Annotated in this window: 5 protein-coding genes; 4 read left to right on the forward strand and 1 reads right to left on the reverse strand. The window is 61.0% G+C overall.

The features are described from left to right. The 4 genes from H9X86_RS11440 to H9X86_RS11455 form a co-directional block, all read left to right on the forward strand. On the forward strand, positions 1 to 703 hold a 703-nt coding region (locus H9X86_RS11440), incomplete at its 5' end, for a DNA mismatch repair MutL family protein (RefSeq protein ID WP_510186725.1). Positions 704 to 720: 17 nt separating this feature from the next. After that, entirely contained in the window at positions 721 to 1,638 is a 918-nt protein-coding gene (locus H9X86_RS11445) for a uridine kinase family protein (RefSeq protein WP_204901649.1), read from the forward strand. A gap of 685 nt (positions 1,639 to 2,323) precedes the next feature. Continuing rightward, complete coding sequence (locus H9X86_RS11450) at positions 2,324 to 3,148, forward strand: Mrp/NBP35 family ATP-binding protein (RefSeq protein WP_204901650.1); 825 nt, start codon at positions 2,324 to 2,326, stop codon at positions 3,146 to 3,148. A gap of 182 nt (positions 3,149 to 3,330) precedes the next feature. Beyond that, positions 3,331 to 4,104: a sensor histidine kinase gene (locus H9X86_RS11455; RefSeq protein WP_204901651.1), complete on the forward strand. Its 774-nt coding sequence runs from the start codon at positions 3,331 to 3,333 to the stop codon at positions 4,102 to 4,104. A 59-nt stretch (positions 4,105 to 4,163) separates the two neighbouring features. On the opposite strand, the gene proS is transcribed toward H9X86_RS11455, so the two are convergent. Further along, positions 4,164 to 5,606, reverse strand: a complete 1,443-nt coding sequence (proS, locus tag H9X86_RS11460) for a proline--tRNA ligase (protein WP_204901652.1) — start codon at positions 5,604 to 5,606, stop codon at positions 4,164 to 4,166. Positions 5,607 to 5,838: the final 232 nt, after the last annotated feature.

A 5,838-nucleotide genomic window follows, 5' to 3' on the forward strand; every position in this document is an offset into this window, starting at 1 on the left:
GGAGAAGCCAACCCCCGCTCCCCAGCCCACCCCGGTGGTGGTGGAGCCAGTGGAGGAGGAGAAGCTCGCCCCTGTGGTGGAGAAAGTCCCTGCTCCCGTGGTGGAGCCAGAGCCGGAGGTCACCCCGGAGCCGCCCCAGGAGCCATGGGTGGTGCGGGGCGAGCTGTTCCACACCTACATTGTGGTGGAGCAGGGGGACAAAGCCATTCTCATTGACAAGCACGCCGCCCACGAGCGGGTGAATTTTGACCGACTCAAGGCCCAGGACTACCGGCCCATGGTGCAGGAACTGCTCATCCCCATCACATTGACCCCCGGCCCCGAGGAGCGGCAGGTGCTGCTGGACGGACAGGAGGTGCTGGAGGGGTTCGGGTTCCAGCTGGAGGAGTTCGGCAGCGGAAGCATTGCGGTGCGGACGGTGCCCGACTACCTGGAGACGGGAGAGGTGGAGCAGACCCTGCTGGAGCTGGCCAAAAAACTGCGTCTCACCGGCTGGGCCGATCCCAACGCCGCCCGGGACGAGGTGATGCACACCATGGCCTGCAAGGCCGCCATCAAGGGAGGCCAGCGCAACGACCTCCAGGAGCTGGAGCGGGTGGCCCAGCTGGTGATGGCGGGAGAGGTGAAATACTGCCCCCACGGGCGGCCCGTAGCCATTGAGCTGACCCGGGGCGAGCTGGAAAAGCAATTCAAACGGGCATAGCATAGGAGGAACATACCATGGCCTATCAACTGGACAACATCAACCGGGCAGTCCGGACGGATAAAGTGGGCTTTATGGAGCAATGTGACCATGAATACCAGAAAAAAGTGGGACAGGCGGCGGATTTGATCTGCCAGAATATGAAGCTGAGCCCGGTGGTGCTCCTCTCCGGCCCCTCCGGGTCGGGAAAGACCACCACGGCCCATAAAATCACCGCTGAGCTGCGGCGGCGGGGGGTGGGCACCCACACCATTTCCATGGACGACTACTTTGTCCGCCGGGACCCGAAAACCGCTCCCCGCACTCCCCAGGGGGAGATCGACTACGAGTCCCCGGAGATGATGGACTTGCAGCTGCTCAGCCAGCACTTTGCCCAACTCACCCGGGGTGAGGAGATCTTGGTGCCCCACTTCGAGTTTGCCCGCCAGATGCGCAATGACAGCAAGGCCAGACCGCTGAAGCTGGGCAAGGATGAGGTGGCCATCTTTGAGGGCATTCACGCTTTGAACACCAAGCTCACCGCCGGACACCCCAACGCCACCCGGCTGTACATTTCCGCCCGCAGCAATGTGATGGAGGGGGATGTGCTGCGCTTTAAGGGCACCTGGATGCGCCTGACCCGCCGGGCCGTGCGGGACTTCAACTTCCGGGGCACCGACATTGTGGGTACCCTGGACATGTGGGACAACGTGCGCCGGGGGGAAAAGTTGTACATCTCCCCCTATAAGCACACCGCCCACATGCTCTTTGACTCGTCTCTGCCCTACGAGGTGTCGGTGATGGCCTGCTACGCCCGCCCCCTCATGGCGGCGGTGCCAGAGGAGAACCAGCGCCGTCACGAGCTGTTGGAGTTGGTGCGGGCCTTTGATGCCTTTGAGACCATCGAGCCGGGTCTGGTGCCCAAAGAGTCGCTGCTCCACGAGTTTATCGGATAATTTCTGCCTTGACCATTTCTCAAGCAGAAACCAGCGCCCCTGGTGGGGACGCTCCGCTGGGGCCCATTTTGACTGGCCAAAATGGGCGAAAAGCCACTTAGGGCGTTCCCCCCTAAGGACCTCCCTGGGGTACGAGGCTGCAAGTGCGTCAAGTCTCAGTTCGGCCCGTGACCCTTGCTGTGGCTCCTGTTTGTGCCACCACACCAGGCCACCTTGGCAACTGGCCCTATGGCTGGGTGTTTTTCACGTCCGGGCCTACCATGGAGAAGCGGCGTTCCCGCCGCCGGGAGCCAGGCTCTCGATAGCTGGGAACAGCGGCACACCAGGATAAGGCCCTGTCAAAAGAAGTACCAACTACCAGAGGAGTAGGCACTGTCCATACAATGTCCATGCTATCTATGTGACATGAACCAAGAACAGGGCCGAGAAGAGGAAGGCGCAGATGCAGCCCCGTACCGGCGGGGAGGATTCCAAAGGCGGGGGAAGGCCCCGCCTTTGGCGGTCTTTGGTGACTTTCTGGCGGCAGAAAGTCACCCTGCGGAGCTAACCTTGGCTGGCAAGCCTGGTTTCGCCGGTTTATGGAGTACCCCGTTGTAACGGGGCAAAAACTGTGGTAAAATAACCGAGCTACTTTGAACATGAGGAAAAGTCTGCCCTTTGGGCAGACTCTAAAGGAGATGTTTCCATGAGTGAATGTACCCATGACTGCTCCAGCTGCAGCGCAGGCTGCGGCGAGCGTCAGCAGCCCCACGACTTCCGCAAGCCCTGCAACGCCCACTCTCATATCAAGAAGGTGATCGCAGTGGTCAGCGGCAAGGGCGGCGTGGGCAAGTCCACCGTCACCTGCTCTCTGGCCGCCGCCATGGCCGCCCGGGGCAAGAAGGTGGGCATCCTGGATGCGGATATCACCGGCCCCTCCATCCCCCGAGCCTTCGGCATCCACCAGCATGCCAGAGGCACCGATGACGGCATCCTGCCGGTGGAAACCGCCGGCGGCATCAAGATGATGAGCCTGAACCTGCTCACCGACAACGAGACTGACCCCGTGATCTGGCGTGGCCCCGTCATTGCCGGTGCTGTGGAGCAGTTCTGGACTGACGTGGTGTGGGGGGAGCTGGACTACCTGTTTGTGGATATGCCTCCCGGAACCGGCGATGTGCCCCTGACCGTGTTCCAGTCCCTGCCCGTGGACGGGGTGGTGGTGGTCACCGCTCCCCAGACCCTGGTGGGGATGATCGTCACCAAGGCCGTGCGCATGGCCGAGATGATGAAGGTGCCCGTGCTGGGTCTGGTGGAGAATTACAGCTTTTTCCGCTGCCCCGACTGCGGCGGTGAGCACCCCATCTTTGGTGAGAGTACCATTGACCAGCTGGGCGCTGAGCTGCACCTGCCCGTGCTGGCCAAGCTGCCCCTGGACTCCGCTCTGGCCAACTCCATGGACCAGGGCACCGTGGAGGGCTACCAGCCCAACCCCATGGCCCAGGTAGCTGCCCAGTTGGACGCTGAATAACCAGACAAATCCGTGGCGGAGAGCTCCTCTGCCACGGATTTGGAATTTCCAGGAAAAATTTTCTGAAGTGCTTGTTGCCCACGTCGAAATCTGGTATAATGGGTCGTAAAGAAAAGCCCTGATTTTTCCAGAGAGAAAATTGGCCTCTTGGCATAGGATAAGGGGCAAGGGAGGCGTGAGGATTGGAACGATGGATGTTGGACAGCGGCCTGGAGGGGCAAATGGCGCAGCTGCGGGTGCAGCTGGCCCAGATGACTGCTGCCGGCCAGCTGCTGGAGCGGTATGCCACCGATGAGAAGAGCCGTGCGTATCTGAGCACCATCAACCAAAGCGTGTGCCGGATGCTGCGCCTGGTGGGGCGGTTGGAGCTGGCTCAGCGGCTTACCGACGAGGATGAGGTGCGCCTGCATGTGACACCTGTGGACATCACCCGGTGGGGAGAGGATTTGGCTCGTCGCCTGGAGGGGGTGCTGGCAGGTGCTGGGATCTCCATGACCCATGAGGTGGCGCCCGGGCTTTTGGGGGTGGCGGACGGGGCTCTGCTGGAGCAGCTGGTGCTGGAGCTGGTGTCCAACGCCGCCAAGACGGGCAGCCCCGTGAAGCTGTCAGTGCAGCCGGGTGCTCAGTCGGTGCGCATCACCGTGTCCGACCAGGGGCCGGGTCTGGATGCCCAGCAGCTTTCCGCCCTGTTCCAGCAGCCGCCTCAGGAGGACGGAGGTTTGGGCGTTGCCCTGGCTCAGCAGATCGCCCAGCTCCACGGCGGTCTGCTCATGGCAGGCAGCAAGCCGGGGCGTGGTGTGAATATGGTGGCGGTGATCCCCCTGCGGGAGGGAATGCCCACTCGCCGTCTGGAAAGTCCGGTGCATGAGTGGGGGGACAACGGACTGGACAGGGTTTTGGTGGGGCTCAGCGATGTGCTGCCCGCCACGTCCTTCTCTCCCGATGAACTGAGATAAAAGAAAGGGTCTGTTGCAAACGTTCCGTTTTGCAACAGACCCTTTTTCATTGGATAAACTTAGTATGCTACGCCCCAGTACACCATATGCTTGGCGGGCTTGCCGCACACGGGGCACACGTCGCCCAGGTGCTCCTGCTCCAGAGGGATGCAGCGGGAGGACACACCGGCCACTTCCTTCATCTTCAGCTCGCATTCCTCGTCGCCGCACCACATGGTCTTGGCAAAGCCGCCCTGGGTGGCCATCTTCTCCTTGACCTCCTCCAGGGTGGAGCAGGGATAGGTGTTCTCGTCCAGGTTGCGCTTGGCACGAGCAAACAGGCTGTTCTGAATCTCCTCCAGCAGCTCTTTTACCGTCTCCTCGATGTTGTCCAGGGAGACAAACACCTTCTCGCCGCTGTCCCGGCGGGCCAACACGCACTGGTTCTTCTCCATGTCCTTGGGGCCCAGCTCCAGGCGCAGGGGCACACCCTTCATCTCGTACTCGGCAAACTTCCAGCCGGGGGACTGCTCGGAGGCGTCCATCTTTACCCGGATGCCGGCGGCCTTCAGGCGGTCAGCCACAGCCTGGTTGGCCTCAATGACACCGTCCTTGTGCTGAGCCACGGGGATGACGATGACCTGGGTGGGGGCGATGCGGGGGGGCAGCACCAGACCGTTGTTGTCGCCGTGGGTCATGATGACGCCGCCGATGAGACGGGTGGACACGCCCCAGGAGGTCTCAAAGGGGGTGTGCAGCTGGTTGTCCTTGCCGGCAAAGCTCACGCCGAAGGCACGGGCGAAGCCGTCGCCGAAGTAGTGGGAGGTGCCGGCCTGGAGGGCCTTCTTGTCGTGCATCATGCACTCCACGGTGTAGGTGGCCTCGGCGCCGGAGAACTTCTCCTTGTCGGTCTTGCGGCCCTTCACCACGGGCATGGCCAGGTAGTTCTCGCAGAAGTCGGCGTAGATGTTGAACATACGCTCGGTCTCTTCAATGGCCTCCTCAGCGGTGGCGTGCATGGTGTGGCCCTCCTGCCACAAAAATTCCCGGTGGCGCAGGAAGGGACGGCTGGTCTTCTCCCAGCGCAGCACGGAGCACCACTGGTTGTACAGCTTGGGCAGATCCCGGTGGGAGTGGATGATGTGGGAGTAGTGCTCACAGAACAGGGTCTCGGAGGTGGGGCGGATGCAGTAGCGCTCCTCCAGCTCCTCGCTGCCGCCGAAGGTGACCCAGGCGCACTCGGGGGCAAAGCCCTCCACGTGATCCTTCTCCTTCTGGAGCAGGGACTCGGGGATGAGCATGGGCAGATATACATTCTCGTGGCCGGTCTCCTTGAACTTCTCATCCAGGATCTTCTGGAAGTTCTCCCAAATGGCGTAGCCATAGGGACGCAGGATGAACATGCCCTTGATGGAAGAATAGTCAATCAGTTCTGCTTTGGTGCACACGTCGGTGAACCACTGGGCAAAGTCGGCCTCCATATCGGTGATCTGGCTGACCTGCTTGGTTTTATCTTGTGCCATAAAACTCTCATTCCTTTTTCAAATTATAAAGGTATCGTAACTATGTATTTTATGGGCAGAAGGTCAAAAAGTCAAGAGCGGAGCACAAAAAGACGGGGCATCCCCTGTGCAGGAGAGGCCCCGTCAGACTGTGGAAAAACGTAAAAGTCATGCAAGAAGTCTTGACCATCTTGCATGGAGAAAAGCCCTCGGCAGAGTTTTCCCGCCCCCAGGCGGGAAAATAAATTGAAAT

This window comes from Pseudoflavonifractor capillosus, from assembly GCF_016902575.1.
Classification (GTDB): Bacteria; Bacillota; Clostridia; order Oscillospirales; family Oscillospiraceae; genus Enterenecus; species Enterenecus capillosus_A.

What these genes read in the sequence shown, in the direction of transcription:
- proS (WP_204901652.1), bottom strand. Translation starts at nt 5,606, where the DNA reads ATGGCACAAGATAAAACCAAGCAGGTCAGCCAGATCACCGATATGGAG.
- H9X86_RS11450 (WP_204901650.1), top strand. Translation starts at nt 2,324, where the DNA reads ATGAGTGAATGTACCCATGACTGCTCCAGCTGCAGCGCAGGCTGCGGC.
- H9X86_RS11445 (WP_204901649.1), top strand. Translation starts at nt 721, where the DNA reads ATGGCCTATCAACTGGACAACATCAACCGGGCAGTCCGGACGGATAAA.